The following is a 14,633-nucleotide window of genomic DNA, read 5'->3' as shown; positions in this document are numbered from 1 at the left end:
TATCCATGTCATCCTTTCAGAACTATTCCAACTGGGTTAATCGGACTGAGCATAGTCGTGATCAGCTAGATGCAAACCGAGTCCGGTCTTTGGCAGCAACACTGGATTCAAATCAGTCTTGTGACAATAGCAGCCCACTGCCCCCCCTTTGGCACTGGATTTTTTTTAACCCTCAACATAATACCGCCGACCTGGGCCCGGACGGACATGCTCGAAAAGGTGGATTTCTGCCTCCAATAGATCTCCCCAGAAGAATGTGGGCGGGAGGAAGGTTTAAATTTGTTCAGCCACTACTGATTGGAGATCAGCTGACACGACTGTCAACAATCAGGAAGGTTCAGCTCAAAGAAGGGAGAAGCGGAGCGCTGGCCTTTGTAACTGTTGAACACAAAATACAGGGAAGCGCAGGCGGTGACTGGATCGAAGAGCACGATATTGTCTATCGTCCGGCAGCTGAAAGCCCCTGGCAGAAAGCCAGAGTACCCGAAATTGATTCCGAACCAGCCGATTGGTCACAAGAGATTCGACCTGATCCGGTATTGCTGTTTCGTTATTCGGCGCTGACCTTTAATGGCCATCGTATTCATTACGACCGGGAATACTGCCAACAGCAGGAAGGCTACCCTGGCTTGATTGTCCATGGGCCATTGACCGCAACACTGTTACTGGAACTGCTTAAAAGGAACCTGCCTGAAGCGACAGTCAAAAGCTTTACATTTCGCGCCCTGAGGCCGCTGTTTGATCACCTTCCTTACAGTATACACGGCCGTGTTGAAAACAATGTTGTGCGCTTATGGGCAAAAGATTCTCAACAACAGCGAGCTATGGAAGCTGAAGCCAGCTTGTAATCAGAAAAACATCAGCAACTGACAGGATTCTGCATAGCTCCCCTATCCACTGAAAGAGCCTTTAAGGCTCTGGGTAATCAATTAAAAGGGAATTTTAAAAGCTCTTTATAAAAACAAGTAGGAGATCACCATGAAAAAGCTACTGGCCAGCACGATAGTATGTAGCGCATTAATTATTGGCACACTGGATTCTGCAGTTGCCGCAAATAAGATAACCATCAAATTCTCCCATGTTGTGGCTGAGAATACACCTAAAGGGAAAATGGCTAACCGCTTTAAAAGCTTACTGGAACAGCGGGTCGGTGAGCGGGTGGAAGTTGATATCTACCCAAACAGCCAACTGTTTGGAGACAACAAAGTCCTTCAGGCAATGCTGCTGGGAGATGTCCAGATAGCAGCCCCAACCCTATCCAAGTTTTCCAGATACACCAAAAAGCTACAGCTGTTCGATTTACCTTTTCTATTTAAGGATATGGAGGCAGTAGAACGTTTTCAAAGCAGTGATCAAGGGCGTAGTCTGCTGAAATCCATGGAACGAAAAGGCTTGATCGGCCTGGGCTACCTGCACAACGGAATGAAACAATTATCTGCTAATGATCCACTGCGTATTCCCCAAGACGCAAACGGAAAGAAGTTTCGCATCATGAGTTCAGATGTCTTACAGGCTCAATTTGAGGCTGTTAAGGCTGTTCCCTTAAAGAAGCCATTCTCTGAAGTATTTACCCTTCTGCAAACTAAAGCGATTGATGGCCAGGAAAACACCTGGTCCAACATATATTCGAAGAAGTTTCATGAAGTCCAACCCTATATCACCGAATCCAACCATGGTTTAGTGGACTATATGGTGGTGACATCAGTGGAATTCTGGCAACAGTTGGACAACGAGCTACGTCGGGAAATTAAACAGGCAATGGACGAGGCCATTCAGTTTGGTAATCAGGTGGCACTTGAAAAATCAGTCAGTGATCGCCAGGCCATACTGGACTCTAAGCGCTCAGAACTCATCACAATTACAGACTCACAACGTCAGCTATGGATTGATGCGGTTCAACCGGTATGGAAACAATTTGAAAGTCAAATAGGCAACGCGCTGATCGAGGCCGCAGTTCAATCCAACACCCCCTGATTCAGTTCTTACTAACGCTGGATAACCTAAGGGCGGAACCCGCTTCCGCCCTCTTACTTGTATTCTGAGGCCACAATGTTACGTAATCTCATCAATAGCGTTGAGGAAGGCTTTTTGTCTTTGCTGCTGATATCCATGGTGCTCCTGGTCTTTGTCGAAGTCCTGATGCGCTTTGTTTTCAATAGCGGGATTCACTGGGCTCAAGAACTCACTCTACTACTCTCGGCCTGGTTTGTACTATTTGGCGCATCCTACGGAGTGCGTGTTGGTGCGCATATAGGCGTTGATGTTTTTGTCCGAATGCTTCCACGACCGATCCATCGTCAATTGAGTCTGCTGGCAATTATTCTTTGCCTGTTCTACTGCGGGCTGTTTCTTCTGGGCTCCTGGTCCTATTTGTCAAAATTAGTATTGATTGGCATTGAACTGGAAGACCTGCCGGTACCGGCCTGGGTCGCCAGCAGTGTCCTGTTAATCGGATTCACCCTGCTACTTTTTCGATTTCTGACATTAGGTTGGAATATCGCTCAGGGAAGAAGTGAAGGGTTTCAGTTGGCTGATGAAGCCAAAACATCGATGGCCATTGCCGATGAACTATCAGCCGATTATCAGCATTCCAGCGAAGCAGCCATCCCCCAGGAGCGCAAATAATGACGATCGCAATGCTTTTCATTTGTTTATTTATCTGCATGTTTATCGGCATGCCAATCGCCATCGCTCTTGGTCTGTCATCAATGACCACCATTTTACTTTTTTCCAACGATTCTCTGGCCTCCGTAGCACTGAAGTTATTTGAGGCGACTTCGGAGCACTACACATTACTCGCCATCCCTTTTTTTATACTGTCCTCTGCATTCTTATCCACGGGCGGAGTGGCTAAACGGCTGATAAATTTCGCCGTTGATTGTGTAGGGCACATTCGAGGCGGACTGGCAATGGCTTCGGTTCTAGCCTGTATGCTGTTTGCCGCAGTTTCCGGGTCTTCGCCGGCGACAGTTGCAGCAATCGGAACCATAGTAATCGCAGGCATGGTGCGATCTGGCTACCCACAATCATTCGCTGCCGGTGTGATAGCCAATGCCGGGACTCTGGGCATCCTGATCCCTCCCTCTATTGTTATGCTGGTTTACTCGGCAGCAACAGAAGTCTCTGCCTCAAAAATGTTCATGGCCGGACTAATTCCAGGTCTGCTGATGGGTTTTATATTGATGCTGGCTATCTATATTGCCGCCCGCATTAAAGGACTGCCATCACAACGATTTCCAGGATTCAGGCAACTGGCTCGTTCAGGCATGGTCGCCCTCGGCGGAATAATGCTGATCTTTATTGTGTTGGGCTCTATCTATGGTGGTGTGGCGTCTCCGACTGAAGCAGCTGCAGTGGCAGCAGTCTATGGTTATCTGGTAGCCGTATTCGGCTATCGTGACATAGGTCCTTTAAAAACAATCACCTGGATTAACAAGGGTGAAAGGTTTTACTGTGCATGCACACGTAATTTAATCCCACTGCTATTGGCACTGCCCCGTTCTGTTATTGACCCAGAGGTGCGAAAAGTAGTCCTTGATGCTGCCAAAGTAGCAATGATGCTTCTTTTTATTATTGCCAATGCCATGTTATTTGCTCATGTCCTTACTACCGAGCGAATTCCCCATCAGATTGCAGAAGCAATAATCGCTTGGGGGCTACCAGCCTGGGGGTTCCTGATCATCATGAATCTTCTGTTACTGGCAGCAGGTAACTTTATGGAACCTTCAGCTATTTTGCTGATCATGGCACCAATCCTGTTTCCGATTGCCATCCAATTGGGTATCGATCCCATTCACCTGGGAATCATTATGGTGGTCAACATGGAAATAGGCATGCTTACCCCGCCGGTAGGCCTGAATCTATTTGTTACCGCAGGAATCACCGGCCAGAACATGATCTGGGTAATTAAAGCCTGCTTACCCTGGTTAGGGCTGTTACTTGGCTTTTTGCTGCTGATTACCTACATCCCCCAAATATCGCTCTTCTTACCAGAACTGATGTATCAGTAACGAATGGACAGCGAACAGCTGTGCCAACAACTGAAATAAATCTCTGAATATCATCACTGGAGAACTACCCTATGAGTACATTAAACAAAGCTCGAAGCTATTTGTTTGTTCCCGCCAATCGTCCGGATTTTATTGCCAAAGCTGCCGATAAAAACGCTGATGTCATTGTACTTGACCTTGAAGACAGCGTACCTGATCAGGCAAAGGCAGAAGCTCGCAACCAGCTACCCACCAGTATCACCCAACTGAAAACCCAGGATCAACGGGTAGCCGTGCGGATTAACTCAGAACTGGAACACCTGACCAATGATCTTAATTGCCTGGAATTAGTACAACTAGATTCGGTGTTATTGCCCAAAGTAGAGAGTGCCGGTGTCATTAGCCTGATTGATTCACACCTCAGCAAACTGGAGGAAGAACAAAACATGGCCGCAGGATCAACCCGACTAATCGCCATGATCGAATCCAGCAAAGGAGTCCTGAACGCCCGTGAAATAGCCGCCTCATCACCACGAATCAGCTCACTGGCCTTAGGATCTGAAGACCTTTGCGCCGAGCTTGGAGTGCCACCAACGAATCAAAGTCTTCTGGGAGTCTGCCAGCAACTCGTCCTGGCTGCGGCAGAATCATCAATTTCGGCACTGGGTTTTCCGGGCTCCATTGGCGAATTCAGTCATTCGGAAAAACTGGACACTGATCTCTCAACCGCAAAAGCAATGGGATTCCATGGCGCACTCTGTATCCATCCACTTCAAGTGGCTGCGGTCAATCGCATATTTACCTACAGCGGAGAACAACGGCGATGGGCTAAAAGAGCAATTGAGGCTATGGATGAAGCAACCAGGCTGGGATATGGAGCCTGCCAACTGGACGGCAAGATGCTAGACGCACCTGTCATTGCATTGGCTCGACAGATATTAGCGCAAACAACCCCCTCTCAGGCAGATACCCCCAGGAGTATTTAAGCAATGTTGATATCTCGACTGGATCATTTAGTACTGACGGTTACCAGCATTTCTCGAACCTGTGATTTTTATAACAGGGTACTAGGTATGGAAGTGGTTACCTTTACCGGCGCCGATAACAGGGAAAAACGCAAGGCGCTGAAATTCGGTCAGCAAAAAATCAATCTGCACTCAGTTAAATGTCCACTGGAGCCTCATGCCAGACAACCTCAAGCAGGTTCAGCCGACATCTGTCTGATTACACCACTGGCGCTTCCTCTGGTCATGCAGCATATCCAACAAGAGGGCGTCATCATTGAACAGGGACCTGTTCCCCGTACCGGTGCCACTGGTCCCTTAACATCGATCTATTTTCGTGACCCGGACGGAAACCTGATCGAAGTGAGTAGTTACGATCTTTGAATCGCTACAGCTGTTTGGTATTGGCCTGGCAGCCAATACGCTCTCGGCGCTGGCTGGCGGGGGCACCGGCCTGTTGCAATTGCCACTGTTAATATGGCTGGGACTGCCGTTTTCCGTTGCATTGGCCACTCACAAGGTAACAACTGTCGCCATGGGAACAGGTGCTCTTTTTTATGCATTAAAAAAGAAAAATCTGAATTTCCACATCATCTTACTGCTATTTGGAGCAGGGCTGCCCGGAGTTTTACTGGGGGCAAAAATGGTGCTACTGATACCGGAGACTATAGGACTGATTTCCCTTGGCCTTCTTAATATTGCAATTGCCTGCTATTCAATCGCCGATAAAAACCTTGGCCAGACAATAGCACCAGCGACACTAAACAATAGGCCAAAATCAATAGGGCTCGGAGCGCTTGTATTATTCCTCATCGGTATCATCAACGGATCACTGACAAGTGGTACAGGATTAATGGTAACTCTCTGGTTAGTGAGGTGGTTTGGACTTGATTATCGACTTGCGATTCAACACACCCTGGTTATCGTAGGTATCTTCTGGAATGCAGCAGGAGCCATAACACTGACACTCTATGGAGAAGTCAACTGGCAATGGGTAGCAGTCCTGTTTCCTGCAGCAGCACTGGGCTCCTGGCTAGGGGTTTATATCGGCAGCCGAATCAGTAATCAGCATATTAAGAGGTTATTTGAAGTATCCGCATTAATCGCTGGCGCGCAGCTGATAATGCAGCCGTTTTATTAACAGCTGGAATCAGATTTTGTGATTTTTCTTGGAGTGCTTTCCGGGTTGCTAGAACAATAGTATGTCCCTGTAAAAGCCATTGACTTCCTAGATGGATATTGAGAAAGTTAGCGCGATTTTTTAGTACATAAAGGATTTTGGCTTAAATAAAGGATTTTTTATATGAGTGATTATGTCTTTCCCTTAGTGTTCCCTGATTTTCTTATTGCCGTTCCCAGACCATCTATTAAGGTCGATTTACCTGATTTTTTACCTTTTGATGATGTTATTGAAGACCTTTTGGATGATAAGACCACAAAAGTTCCTGATCTTGGTCATGCTGGAGTATTGTTTATAGGTAATCAAGGAGGAAAAGGTGTAACAAAATATTATGAATATGGAAGGTACCGTTCGGGCTCAGGAGAAACAAGAAGAAGACCAATGCCAGATTGCTCTTTTATAAATGGTAAACCTGAAACAAGGTCATTAACTGATATATTTCATCATATTTCTAAGGTTTCTGGTCAAAACGGACGGATTAGTGGTGTATCTATAGAAGTCCCAGAAAAATACAAAATAATGCTTGAATACTGTAAAAAAAGAGTCTCAGAAAACAGAAATCCTAACAGAAAAAAATATGACATCATAAATTATAGCTGTGTTACGTTTGTACAGGAAGTCGTTGAATCTGCAGGTGTTAAATATGACTCATCTGTTTTAGATGCTAGACCCATTTCTTATATTAATACTCTTAAATCAGAATTCACCGATATAAATTATTTCTCCAATACCCTTGAGATTGAAGGACATTAACCATGTTGATTCGAAAATTAGCATCTATAATGCTTATATTGTGTCTTTTGAATTCATGTGGACAAGATCAAGAGACAGAGTTAACAATTCCTAATCGACCTAATTCTGTCCCTGACAATGCTATGTGGCTAGGTGGAACTGATGGAGGGGCTTGGGTCGTATTATCCAAACTTAAAGATGATCCATCCAGCATCTATCGTGCAGAAGTTTATGGGGATCACGCAGGGGAAAAATGGTATATCGGGCGATTGAAAATAGAACCTGATACAGGTGCAGATATTAAGTTAGATAATCCCAAAATCTTCGGAGTTTGGGACGGTGACAACTTATTACTAAATGATGGTAGAGTTCTAAAATCAATAGATGAATTCGATCCATTTAAATAATGATCAACAGCCACCTGCAGAGCGGCTGGCATAATAAAACCCCATAGAGGCCAAAACCCAAGCTTCACTAACCTTATCCACTCTTGATACTCGCTTCTCTTCTGTTTGTTGATTCCGAATATATTCTCGAAATATATACTCAAAGCCCAATTGTTATTGCGGGTTAAGTACGCCTTTCGGGTGGTATCTGACATTGAAAGCCAGTGCACGATAGTGAAACACCAGAGTGAGAGAGTTTTATATCGCCTAAAACACAATACGAAGTGGATGCACGAGAGTCACGCTAGAGCCTTTATAAAAGTTCTACATTGACAGCCGCTTTTTTTGTGATAACGTACTAGTACATGAATACGGATGAATTATATACGCAGGAACTGATCTCTCATCTGTTGGAGGCCAAGAACCCGGACAGTATGGAGAAAGTACTGCACAGTCTGCTAACCCCTTCAGAATTCCACGAGATCAGCAAAAGACTGCAGATTATTAAACTGTTGCAGGCGGGTATGCCGCAACGACAAATCGCTGAAAAACTGGGCGTCGGTATTGCCACGGTTACTCGCGGCTCACGCGCCTTAAAGGCCCAATAGGTTAGAAACGCTTTATGAACAACAAGCCAGCTAGAATAGAGCTGCCAAGAAAGCCCAATTACGTCACGATCACAGCAGATTGTGACTTCTTTGGTCTATTCAAGAAAATAGAAAGGCGCTACAACAATTGCTTCTACCTCGAATCTCTGGGGGAAGAAAGTCATATAGCCCGTCATTCAATTATCGGGTTTGATCCGGAAAAAGTGCTGTACGCCAACGGAAACACCCTGACCATCGAAAACAGGGACGGCTCGATTGAAAATTATGAGAGCGAAAACCCCTACTACCTGTTACGTGAGATCGTTCCTCAGAATATTATTTCACGAAAGTATGCCGGAGGCCTGACAGGATATCTGGGCTACGACTGCATGAACTACTTTGAGTCGACCCTGAGCCTGCAAGACAGTGAGCTATTTGACGTATTCCGTTTTGGTTTATTCACCGATGGCCTGATTCTCGACAAGATGACCGGTGAAGTTATCTACTTCTACTACAACGACAGCCGCTTAGCCTTGGTGGAACAGCTGCTTGCGGCAGAAGAAGTGATTAGTGGTGAACTGGTGGTGACAGCAACAGGGGAAACCATGACCCAGGAGGACCACCGCGCAGCAGTACTGAAGGTAAAACAAGATATTATTAACGGCAAAATCTTCCAGACCGAAGTCGGATTTAAAAAGAGCTTTCACCTCGAAGGCGACACCATCAACATCTATGAGCAGATGAGAGAAGTTAATCCATCTCCCCAGATGTACTACCTCAAATTTGATCAACAAAAAGTGATCGGCGCCAGTCCAGAGCTCTTATTCCGCTTACGCCAGGGGGAAATGGAAACCTTCCCGTTAGCCGGTACTGCCAAGCGCGGGGCGGATAGAACTGAAGATACGGCTCTCGCCCGTGCGCTGCTGAATGATCCCAAAGAAATAGCCGAACACAATATGATTGTCGATTTACACCGTAATGATATTGGTCGTGTTGCACAATTTGGTACCGTCAAAGTCCGTAGTCTGATGGATATCAAGCGCTTCAGCCACGTCCAGCATATTTCCAGCGAAATAGTAGGCATTATCTCCGACAAGGAAGATATGTTCTCTGGCCTGGCAAGTAACTTTCCGGCAGGAACCTTGACAGGTGCACCGAAGATCGAAGCGATGAAGATCATTAACGAGCTGGAGAATGATGGGCGCGGACCATACGGCGGTGCTGTAGGTCATTTTTCTTTTAACGGTGATTGTACTTTTGCTATTCCGATTCGTACCTTATTTGCTAATGGCGAACAAGCCTATGTACAAACCTGTGGTGGTAATGTGTTCGACTCTAACCCAGAGGATGAGTACGAAGAGATTCGCCGCAAATTTGCTGGCACGAAAAAAGTCTTGGATAAATTCGCTCCCAAAAACCAGGCGCAGCAGTAATGAAAATTTATATCATCGACAATTACGATTCCTTCACCTACAACCTCTATCAGTTTATTGGTGAAATACTGACCGCCGAAAAGAATCAGGGCAATATCACTGATTTTGAGATCATTGTTAAGCGCAACGACCAGGTATCACTTGATGAAATCCGTCTGAGTGATCCCGATCGTATTATCATTTCCCCGGGACCAGGCTCACCTGACGACGAAAATTATTTCGGCATCTGTGCCCAGGTCATTGAACAGTTTGGTCCTGAAACACCGTTACTCGGAGTCTGTCTTGGAATGCAGGGAATTGTGCACGTGTTTGGCGGTAAGGTAGTTAAAGCTCAGTTACCAATGCATGGCAAAATCAGTCCTATCACTCACGATGGACAGGGTATGTTCTGCGATATTCCTGATCAACTGGAAGTTATGCGCTATCACTCATTGATGGCCGAGTCAGAGAGTTTTCCTGACAGCCTCAGACTGACTGCCGTAGTCGGTGACTTACCACTCAGCGCATTCAATCAACTGGAGAAAATTCGTGCAGGTGGCGACTTTGAAATAATGGCTATCCAACACAAACAGCATCCGATCTATGGCATTCAGTTTCACCCTGAATCATTCGCGACAGAAGGAGGGAAAGAGTTAATCAAGAACTTTTTGTTCTGCCAGTGAAGCGAATATACAAGGGGCTTGCACACAGGTCCCTTGCCTGCAAGAAATAGCTCAGCAGATCATCAGGCTAGTTAATCGCAATATTGCATTTGAGTAATGCGCCCATGAAATTGGAGCTAATTGAACAGGATGATTCCCACCAAAGTATTTATTCACTATCTCAATCGTTTAAAACGAATGCTCCGAAAGATGGAGCACTCCCAAGTGGAAAACCATGACCTACTGCACGCTCGTTTGGCGGAAGATATGTTTCCGTTAGTACAGCAGGCCAAAGTAGCTATTGGATTTTCGTTACGGGCCAGCTGCCCACTTGCAGGATTGGAAATAGTCTCATTCGAAGATAAAGAAGACTCTGTCACCAGCCTGATAAAACAGATATCGTTGACCGTTGATTATTTATCTAAGATTCCCTCAGAAAGCTTCAACCATATGGGAGACAGAATCATCCAGACAAAAGCAGGATTCGCAGAACATGAACTGGATGGCGATACCTATTTTTTAACCTATGCGTTACCTAACTTTTTCTTTCATCTGAATATGGTTTACGCGATTCTCAGAAATCAGGGAGTGGCTCTGAGTAAGTCTGACTTCGATGATTTTCATCAGTATCCTGATGATTTTTCGTTTTGAGTATTTTCGTTTTTAGAAATTTGACTGGAAACGATTAACTATCGCAGATTTACTATAGCGAACTGGAGACTAGAATTAGACTGATGGAGTAGCCGGGATACCAGAACCTATGAAACCCTTCACCTCCTTGTTGGCTGAAGTTCGAGCATGCCGGATATGCGAAGCTGATTTGCCCCTTGGCCCCCGGCCTGTTCTTCAATTACACCCTAATGCCCGTATATTGATCGCTGGTCAAGCTCCGGGAGTGAAAGTTCACAACACTGGAATGCCCTTTAATGACCCCAGTGGAAACCGTCTACGCGAGTGGATGGGTGTATCACGAGAACAGTTCTACGACTCTCAACAGTTTGCCATAATCCCTATGGGTTTCTGCTATCCGGGAACGGGAAAGTCAGGTGACCTTCCACCTCGCCCGGAGTGCGCACCCGCTTGGCGAAAACAGCTGTTGGAGCATCTACCTGACCTGGAGCTTACTATTGTGCTCGGCAAGTATGCCCAGTCCTACCACTTTCCCACAGCTAAGCTGTCGGTAACGGATCTGGTGAAATCCTGGCAGAATTATTGGCCAGAACTCCTTCCCCTTCCCCATCCCAGTCCAAGAAATAATATCTGGCTGCGACGAAATCCCTGGTTCGAAGCAGAAGTGCTCCCATTGCTGCAACAACGTGTCACAGAAATTCTCGCGAGCAAATAGTTATCCTGCAAAAGAACCCGTGCTAAATCGCCGGGCTACTGAAAGACTTTAGGTGCCTATAAACAAGGCCCTGATGCAGCCATACAGTATTGGTTTTTTAAAATCACTTCAGATCATCAAACTTATTGCGTAACTTTTTAAAGTTTTTATGGAAATGCTCACTATCACCGAACTCACTGAATTGACTGTACCGGTTATGCATTGTTTTGAGGTTACGGGCATGTTTGATAGGACACCAGTATTGCTCAGTTCTACCAGCGACTTCCTGCACATAGGCGATGACGCCGTTAAAATAGCCGCAGTAGACACAATTGATTTTCTCGATCAGGTTCAGGTATTGCAGATAATGACGATCAATAACAATATAGTCGCTACGCTTAACTTTGGGGATACCGTAAACAGGGAAACAGCTGAATTGGAAGATGGTTACCACCAGATCCATCAGCAGCGCCGGAAACAAGTTTAACCATATGATTGGTGCTGTAGCTATATTACGCAGTCTGGCATGTCTCAGATAGTCCCTTATTCGGGTAGTCTGTTCTCGATGCCTGCTAACGACTTCCTCCTTAAAGAGGATAGCTCGCTTAATCACATCATAGGAATACTCTTTCTTTTTATTTTCTATTTCATTGATAAGCTCTTTTTCAAGGGCTTTTATTTCATTTAACAACGCTTCCAGTCTGTTAGCCATGGGAAATCAAATCCGCCGGTCAAGTGAGTCGAGGCTTAATTCTTTTGTACTTCAGGAGTATAGTTCATCGTCACAAAACAACGATAATAGAACCGAATTCAGATAATCCCTAGCGCACAAATCCAAGTATAGAAATAAAGTGGCTGACCGAACCGGTCAGCACAAACAGATGCCAAATCCCATGGGCATGCCTGAGCTTATGGGCGCTATCCAATACATAGAAGATGATACCGATTGTATAAGCGATCCCACCAACGGTTAACCACACCACCCCGGCTAACGGCATCGCCGCTTTCAGACTGGAAAATTCCAGAGTACAAAGCCACCCCATAATCAGATAAATCGATATCTGTAGTACTTCGATTCGGCGAGGGTTCAAAGTATCAATAAGCAAACCGATAAGCGCCAGACCCCAGACGACAGCCAATAGCAAAGGTCCATTACCATCTACCAGAGAAACGAGCATATAGGGGCTATAGGTACCGGCAATCAGCAGATAGATGGCAACATGATCTAACTTTCTGAAGATTCTTTTCAGACCTGGAGAATGGAAGCTATGGTACAGGGTGGACATGGTATACAGAATAACCTGTGTCAGGCCAAACAGAGTAAAACTCAGCACCATCAACAGATTATTATGAGCGATACTAACGGTTAGCAAGGCCCCCAACCCTACCAGCGCAAAAACTGCACCAACCAAGTGGGAGATGCTGTTGAACTTCTCACCGTAGTACACTTTTTTGATACCGCTCGTTTTCAACGACTCTGAGGGATGCTTAATTATACACCAGTCTTAACAACAGGATGTTTGCACAGATAAACGTTAAATTCTCAGAATAAAACTGATACAAATAAAGAATCTACTGTCATATCAATCTACCTGTCGTTAGCGGAAATCAGCCCTGAACTTTATTTTTAGCTTCAATCCACTGGGACATATACTGGAAGCTTTTCATACTATGATGACGTAGCATAGACCCGGTAAAGTTCTCCAATCGATGCTGCTCCAGCTGCTCGCGTAACTGTTTAATCCGTCCTATCAGGCTATCACCAATAGAGCGTTGATCGTAACACTGGTTAATGATGTTCACTCCTCTTGATTGTAGTTGCCGCCAAAGCTCCTGATCCTGATACAGACTGACCGCCTGTTCTGCGAACAGCTCAGGATCATTTTCAATCATGCCGTTCCAGAGCAGGTCATCATGCATACCTTCAGCGCCAATATCAGTGGTAATACTGGGCGTACCACAACGCATAGCTTCCGTAAGCTTCCCTTTAATACCGGCACCAAAGCGTAATGGGGCTAAACAGACACGGGCCGATTTCATCACAGCCTGGGCATTTTCAGCCCATCCCAGGACTTTAAACCCCTGCTTTTCATTGTGTAACTGAGTGGCTTTAGGAGGTGGATAAGCACCGTAAACATGAATCTCTGCTTGAGGTAGCTGTTTACGAATCAGGGGCCAGATAGTCTGTTTCAAATGCAGTACTGCATCCCAGTTAGGCTCATGGCGAAAGTTTCCGATAGAAATAAAGTGCTGACGATGATTATATTCTGGCCATCCAGCCTGCACTTCGGAATCAATATTTGGCAACATAAAGCGACAGTGATGCAGTAGCGAAGAACATACCTTGAAACGATCTTTGAGAAGCGCTATTTCCACATCAGAGATCATCAGAGATAAGTCACAACGTAAGATGCTTGATACTTCGCGGATAGCCAGATCACCGGCTAAATCCTGTGATGTTAGCGCTCGTTGCTGCTTTAGCGCTTTATGGCGAGCATTTCTTAAACAATGTAAATCTTCGGTATCCAACAATCGTAAAGCTTGTGGGCAGTGTTTCTCCACTCGCCAGCCAAACTGCTCTTCCATCATAAAGCGGTCAAACATCACAATATCAGGTGCACATTGCTGAATAAACTGATCAAAACTACGGCTATTCAGCTCGATACTGACTTTTTCCACACCGAGCTCTGTTAAATCCGCCATAAAGTCGGTATCTGATGCTGGGCTGGCGTAAATCACTCGCCACTGCTGCTGGATAAATCGCTGAATCAATTGCAACATCCGTGAACCCGCTGCGGATGAATTGGGTTCTGGCCACACATAACCGATAATCAGCACTTGAGTCATAATGTCTTAAAAGTCCAGGGTTGGTAAAAACTCATCAGTGAATAGAACAAGAGCCAGCCAGCGGCCTATTCAAACTTGGAGAGATCAAGCTTCTTTATTTCTCCCATCCATATGGCACGCTCGGAATGATCACCAAGATCATTACCCGTATCAGGGTGTATAAAGATAACCAGACCTTGGCGATTAAATGCCAGCCAAGGGACCAGTTGCCCAAACAGCTCCGGTTTAAAGGCCAGTTGGCAGCTCCAGTCAGGGTGGGGACCAATCGGCTTTTGATGGATTCGCCCAACCGAAATGGGGAAACAGCGCCCTGCTGCTTGACAAAGGTTTCTGGCCTGCTCCAGCGTTGTCTTATCAAAATAAACATGAGCATGATAGCCGGAAATCACGGGTAAGGAATCGCTCAATTTAAGTGTTTTCATAGCGGTTTTTCTTAAGCTCTGGATGCTTCTGTCAGAAATTTTGTCGTTAAGCGATTGCAAAACTGCTGGTTATCCAGAATTTTACTTC

At 45.5% G+C, this 14,633-nt stretch carries 18 protein-coding genes; 14 read left to right on the top strand and 4 right to left on the bottom strand.

Annotated elements, in window-relative coordinates; genetic code table 11:
* Positions 1-5 precede the first annotated feature (5 nt).
* The 14 genes from BGP75_RS05115 (at position 6) to BGP75_RS05050 (ending at position 11,297) form a co-directional block, all read left to right on the top strand.
* Entirely contained in the window at positions 6-848 is an 843-nt protein-coding gene (locus BGP75_RS05115) for a MaoC family dehydratase N-terminal domain-containing protein (protein WP_076716074.1), read from the top strand.
* Positions 849-978: 130 nt separating this feature from the next.
* Positions 979-1,974 (top strand): TRAP transporter substrate-binding protein, encoded by a 996-nt coding sequence (locus tag BGP75_RS05110; protein WP_076716070.1) that lies wholly within the window; start codon positions 979-981, stop codon positions 1,972-1,974.
* 75 nt (positions 1,975-2,049) lie between these two features.
* On the top strand, positions 2,050-2,625 hold the full coding sequence (locus tag BGP75_RS05105; protein ID WP_076716065.1) for a TRAP transporter small permease: 576 nt from the start codon (positions 2,050-2,052) through the stop codon (positions 2,623-2,625).
* Positions 2,625-4,010 (top strand): TRAP transporter large permease, encoded by a 1,386-nt coding sequence (locus tag BGP75_RS05100; protein WP_076716061.1) that lies wholly within the window; start codon positions 2,625-2,627, stop codon positions 4,008-4,010. The genes BGP75_RS05105 and BGP75_RS05100 overlap by 1 nt, the downstream gene beginning before the upstream one ends.
* Before the next feature lie 71 nt (positions 4,011-4,081).
* On the top strand, positions 4,082-4,975 hold the full coding sequence (locus BGP75_RS05095) for a CoA ester lyase (protein ID WP_076716058.1): 894 nt from the start codon (positions 4,082-4,084) through the stop codon (positions 4,973-4,975).
* 3 nt (positions 4,976-4,978) lie between these two features.
* On the top strand, positions 4,979-5,377 hold the full coding sequence (locus tag BGP75_RS05090) for a VOC family protein (protein ID WP_076716053.1): 399 nt from the start codon (positions 4,979-4,981) through the stop codon (positions 5,375-5,377).
* Positions 5,370-6,134: a sulfite exporter TauE/SafE family protein gene (locus BGP75_RS05085; protein WP_076716049.1), complete on the top strand. Its 765-nt coding sequence runs from the start codon at positions 5,370-5,372 to the stop codon at positions 6,132-6,134. The genes BGP75_RS05090 and BGP75_RS05085 overlap by 8 nt, the downstream gene beginning before the upstream one ends.
* Positions 6,135-6,296: 162 nt before the next feature.
* Entirely contained in the window at positions 6,297-6,926 is a 630-nt protein-coding gene (locus BGP75_RS05080) for a hypothetical protein (protein ID WP_076716045.1), read from the top strand.
* A gap of 2 nt (positions 6,927-6,928) precedes the next feature.
* On the top strand, positions 6,929-7,312 hold the full coding sequence (locus tag BGP75_RS05075; RefSeq protein ID WP_076716041.1) for a hypothetical protein: 384 nt from the start codon (positions 6,929-6,931) through the stop codon (positions 7,310-7,312).
* 344 nt (positions 7,313-7,656) lie between these two features.
* Positions 7,657-7,899 carry a Trp family transcriptional regulator gene (locus tag BGP75_RS05070; protein ID WP_076716037.1) on the top strand — a complete coding sequence of 81 codons (243 nt, stop codon included), beginning with the start codon at positions 7,657-7,659 and terminating at the stop codon, positions 7,897-7,899.
* 14 nt (positions 7,900-7,913) lie between these two features.
* Positions 7,914-9,311 carry an anthranilate synthase component I family protein gene (locus tag BGP75_RS05065; protein WP_076716033.1) on the top strand — a complete coding sequence of 466 codons (1,398 nt, stop codon included), beginning with the start codon at positions 7,914-7,916 and terminating at the stop codon, positions 9,309-9,311.
* Positions 9,311-9,973 (top strand): aminodeoxychorismate/anthranilate synthase component II, encoded by a 663-nt coding sequence (locus tag BGP75_RS05060; protein WP_076716029.1) that lies wholly within the window; start codon positions 9,311-9,313, stop codon positions 9,971-9,973. The genes BGP75_RS05065 and BGP75_RS05060 overlap by 1 nt, the downstream gene beginning before the upstream one ends.
* 129 nt (positions 9,974-10,102) lie before the next feature.
* Positions 10,103-10,603 (top strand): DUF1993 domain-containing protein, encoded by a 501-nt coding sequence (locus BGP75_RS05055; protein WP_076716025.1) that lies wholly within the window; start codon positions 10,103-10,105, stop codon positions 10,601-10,603.
* Positions 10,604-10,712: 109 nt separating this feature from the next.
* Positions 10,713-11,297, top strand: coding sequence for a uracil-DNA glycosylase family protein (locus BGP75_RS05050; RefSeq protein WP_076716021.1), 585 nt, complete (start codon positions 10,713-10,715; stop codon positions 11,295-11,297).
* A 103-nt stretch (positions 11,298-11,400) separates the two neighbouring features.
* Here BGP75_RS05050 and BGP75_RS05045 read toward each other — a convergent pair whose 3' ends face one another.
* From BGP75_RS05045 to BGP75_RS05030, 4 genes are all read right to left on the bottom strand, one after another.
* Positions 11,401-11,988, bottom strand: coding sequence for a hypothetical protein (locus BGP75_RS05045; RefSeq protein ID WP_076716017.1), 588 nt, complete (start codon positions 11,986-11,988; stop codon positions 11,401-11,403).
* A 109-nt stretch (positions 11,989-12,097) separates the two neighbouring features.
* Positions 12,098-12,724: a hemolysin III family protein gene (locus tag BGP75_RS05040; protein WP_076716221.1), complete on the bottom strand. Its 627-nt coding sequence runs from the start codon at positions 12,722-12,724 to the stop codon at positions 12,098-12,100.
* Positions 12,725-12,884: 160 nt separating this feature from the next.
* A complete protein-coding gene (locus BGP75_RS05035) occupies positions 12,885-14,123 on the bottom strand; it encodes a glycosyltransferase (RefSeq protein ID WP_076716014.1) in 1,239 nt (412 codons plus the stop codon).
* Positions 14,124-14,188: 65 nt separating this feature from the next.
* The gene (locus tag BGP75_RS05030; RefSeq protein WP_076716010.1) at positions 14,189-14,545 is read right to left on the bottom strand and encodes a DOPA 4,5-dioxygenase family protein; all 357 of its coding nucleotides are present in this window, start codon (positions 14,543-14,545) and stop codon (positions 14,189-14,191) included.
* Positions 14,546-14,633 lie beyond the last annotated feature (88 nt).

Source organism: Motiliproteus sp. MSK22-1 (assembly GCF_001968815.1).
Taxonomy (GTDB): Bacteria; Pseudomonadota; Gammaproteobacteria; order Pseudomonadales; family Balneatricaceae; genus Motiliproteus.
The sequence above is the reverse complement of the archived record's forward strand: the minus strand, read 5'-3'. Positions and strand labels throughout refer to the sequence as shown.